General features: G+C 40.5%; 3 protein-coding genes. All 3 read right to left on the minus strand.

The annotated features are described in order from the left end of the window. On the minus strand, positions 1–542 hold a 542-nt coding region (locus H5T41_10805), incomplete at its 3' end, for an ABC transporter ATP-binding protein (GenBank protein MBC7109248.1). Positions 543–551: 9 nt separating this feature from the next. Next, entirely contained in the window at positions 552–2396 is a 1845-nt protein-coding gene (locus tag H5T41_10810; GenBank protein MBC7109249.1) for an iron ABC transporter permease, read from the minus strand. After that, positions 2393–3687 (minus strand): ABC transporter substrate-binding protein (locus H5T41_10815; protein MBC7109250.1); only part of this gene is annotated, 1295 nt, incomplete at its 5' end. The genes H5T41_10815 and H5T41_10810, both read right to left, overlap by 4 nt.

A 3687-nucleotide genomic window follows, 5' to 3' on the forward strand; every position in this document is an offset into this window, starting at 1 on the left:
CGTTGTATCCTTCTTATTTCGGATCTCATTTCAAGTCTAAGTTTTGCATCTAGGTTTGAGAGAGGTTCATCTAAGAGTAAGAGCTTAGGTTCAACTACGAGGGCCCTTGCTATTGCTACTCTTTGCTGTTGGCCTCCACTCAGCTGGGTTGGATATCTATCCTCATAACCTTGGAGCTTAACCAGTTCAAGCGCCCATTTTACTTTTCTGTCAATCTCTTGCTTTGGAAGTTTTTTTACTTTTAGACCATAAGCCACGTTGTCATAAACGGTCATATGGGGCCATAGAGCATAGTTTTGGAAAACTAGCACTGCTCCTCTTTCACTTGAACTTTTATACGTCACATCGTCGTCATCGAAATATAAATGTCCACTATCAGCAAAGTCTAGGCCAGCTATGATTCTTAAGGTGGTTGATTTCCCACACCCACTTGGACCAAGGAGAGTGAAAAGTTCTCCATCTTTTACGTGTAGATTAATGCCTTTTAACGCTACAGTCTCCCCAAATGTTTTTACTATATTCTCAAGTTTAACCTCGACCATTTTCTCACCTCATGTTAATCCAATGAATGAATATCTTTGTTTTGTGATAACATTAACAACCACGATTGCAGTTATCTGCACAACTATTAATAAAACTCCCAATGCTGCCGCAAGGTTTATACTACCTGCCGCTGACATTAGGACTTCTTTCATAAATGCTGTTATTGGGGCCTGTTCCATGTTTATTGAACCCAATGTTATCCCTACGCTTGTTTCACTCATGGAATAAACAAAACTAAGCATGCTTCCACCAAAGACGTTTAGGGAAATTAGAGGCATTAATATTCCAGTGATAGTTCTCCACCTCGAAGCACCCAGGTTTATCGATGATTCTTCGAGGGATACATGAACCTGTTGCAAGCCGGCATAGACGGATCTAGCTGCGAATGGTAGCCTTCTTATGGAATAAGCAAGTATCAAGACCAAAGCAGGATTAAACCCGTAGAGGGATGTTGGGTTTAGCGGCGAGTTCTCTGGAGTAATTACCGAGAAGAAGTAGAAGTATCCCATTGCCACAACTATTCCTGGTACTGCAATTGGGAGTATCACGATACTTTCTAGTACTGGACTTAAGGCTCCTTTGAATCTACTACTGGCATAAGAGGAGGTTATTGACAAGATAACTATTAGAATCACTGCAGCTCCTGAATAGGTTAAGCTGTTCACGATGAATCTTCTCACATCGGGATTTAGGATCATCTCTTTTATGTAATCTATGGTGAATCCTTGGGGCAGCACTGTAGTAGTCCATCTTTCTGAGAAGGCAAGCATAATAACGCCTAGCTGTGGAAAAATTGTGATTAGTAAAGCAGGTAGGAGAACTAAGTAAATTAAAAGAGCTTGCCATGTTTTTGGATCACTTACTCTTGGTTTCCACCTTCCACCCTTGCTAAGCATTGCATATTGCCTTAGGCTTACGTATTTTCTAATCCCGAGGAATGCTATTATGGCCAGTGTGAGCATTATTATTGAAAGGGCAGCTATTTCTGGACTTCTCTCTCCTAGGCCGTAGATGAATTTGCTAAATATCTGGTATGACATAAGTTTTTTAGCTAATGGATCAGCGTGGAAGACTACTGGAGCCGCTAGATCCTCAAGACTGAATATGAATACCAAAGTAGCACCTGCGGCGATTCCTGGCAGGGCCAGTGGGAAAGTGACGGTTCTGAAGAGTCGGAAACTCTTGCTTCCTAAGTTTTCTGCTTGTTCTTCTAAAGTTGGATCGATATTGATGAAGCTTGCATAGGCATTTAAATAAACTATTGGGTAATATGCCATTGATTGGGCCAGTACAACTCCGGCTAATCCATCTATTTTAATTCTAAAGGGGAGTACGTGAAGAACTTCATGAAAGACATAGTTTATTAGCCCAAACTCACTGAACATCTGTTTTATCACATATGCGTTCACAAAGGGGGTTACTAAAAGGGGGATAAAAAGGGCAATTCTAAACAGGTTTTTCCCTTTAAAATTATATCTTGCCATTACAAAGGCAAATACAGTTCCTAAGATTGCAGTAAAGAGTGTTACTAATGCCGCAACAACAAGGGAATTAAGAACAACCCCAAAATCTACACCCCTGATTAAATACAAACTCTCACCAGTTGAAGTTGTTAATTTTTGAGCAAAATCCCCATGTGGGGGGAATTGGATATAATAAGAATCCATCAATATGCTTTTGAACCAATGAAAAGAGATGTTTCCATCATATGTAAATGCAATTAACAACATGGAAATCACAGGCACTATCAAAAACATCACTAAGTATAGTAATGGAAAAAGATAAGAAAAGGCGATAAGGGGCTCAAAAAGAGGAGTCCCAAAGACTCTTTCCCACCATTTGCTAACCTTCATCCTTGCACCTCCGCGAGGACACTTTGGTATTTTTGTCTTGCAGCATCTCTCCATATCTGCATTAAGGTATCTCTAAATGCAGGATCTTCAAGTTTGTCATTTATCTTCTTTGCATACTCTATTGTTAATGTAACCGTATTTCCAGTATCTGGATCTTTAAACCTGACTGGTTCTAAAAGTTTTGCTTTGAGTTCATTGTACTTGCTTTCGCTTATTTTTCCTTCTTTGTATGCTTTTACAAGGGCTGTCCAAGCCCTGTGGAGCTCTTGATTTGCATCCACAAGTGTCGCTTTGAAGTAAAACTGCATAGCGTTTACAGTTGCTAAAGCCTCATTGTCATCGAACGTTATACCCTCTGTATTAAGTGCACTTTCATAGGCCTTCTTTAAATCGGGCCTATTTTGGCCTTCGGGGGTATTAAAGACATCAGGATTAACAGGGAGCCTATTTATCTGTTCATCTAGCCATATCTTTTGCCCTTCAGTAAGGACCCAGTAAATAAATGCTTGAGCAGCTTCTTTGTGTTGTGACTTGACGAGAACGGCTATGGGGTCACCATTTATTATACTCTGTCCTTTTGGAATGATATATTCACAGGAGGGATTGCTTTTCATTGCAATGTATCCGTAAAAGTCGATTGTGTTTCCAACACCTATGTCCCCGCCAATTACGGCCTCTCTAACAGCATCACTAGCATCATAGATTTTTGAGTTAGCGGCAATTAGGGTGAGTATCTTCCATCCTTCGTCCCATCCAAAAGCTTGAAGGATTATCTGATAAATCCTCGTGTTTGAAGTGCTTCTCGTTGGGTCAGCAATTCCCACTTGAGGCGGATCCATTGCGAAGGTCTCGCTAGCAAGGTCCTCCCATCTCTGAGGAACTGGGAGATTCCATCTTTTGAGAACATCATGATTTACAGTGAACCCAAAGGATGACAATGCAGCAGCTATCCAGTAAATCTTTCCATCGTCACCTTTCCTTATCATTGGCATTCCAGCAATTGTTTCTTGGATTTGGTTCCCAATTAGGCCCAGAACTTTTTGGTCTTCTATGGGTACTAGGTAATTGTTCCTGAAGAGACTATCAAATAGTGTTGGACCTCCTCCCCATCCCACATCGGCTCCTTTTTCTATGTAAGATGGCCAAAGGGATTCTGGGATTGGTATAAACCTTATATCTTTGATATTGTATTGTTTTGCTATATCACTTTGAAGAAATGCCTTTTTTGCTATTGTTTGGATTGTAACATCATGTCGTGTAAGAACAACTAAAGTTATTGGGCCTGTAGGAG

Source organism: Methanomassiliicoccales archaeon (genome assembly GCA_014361295.1).
Classification (GTDB): domain Archaea; phylum Thermoplasmatota; class Thermoplasmata; order Methanomassiliicoccales; family JACIVX01; genus JACIVX01.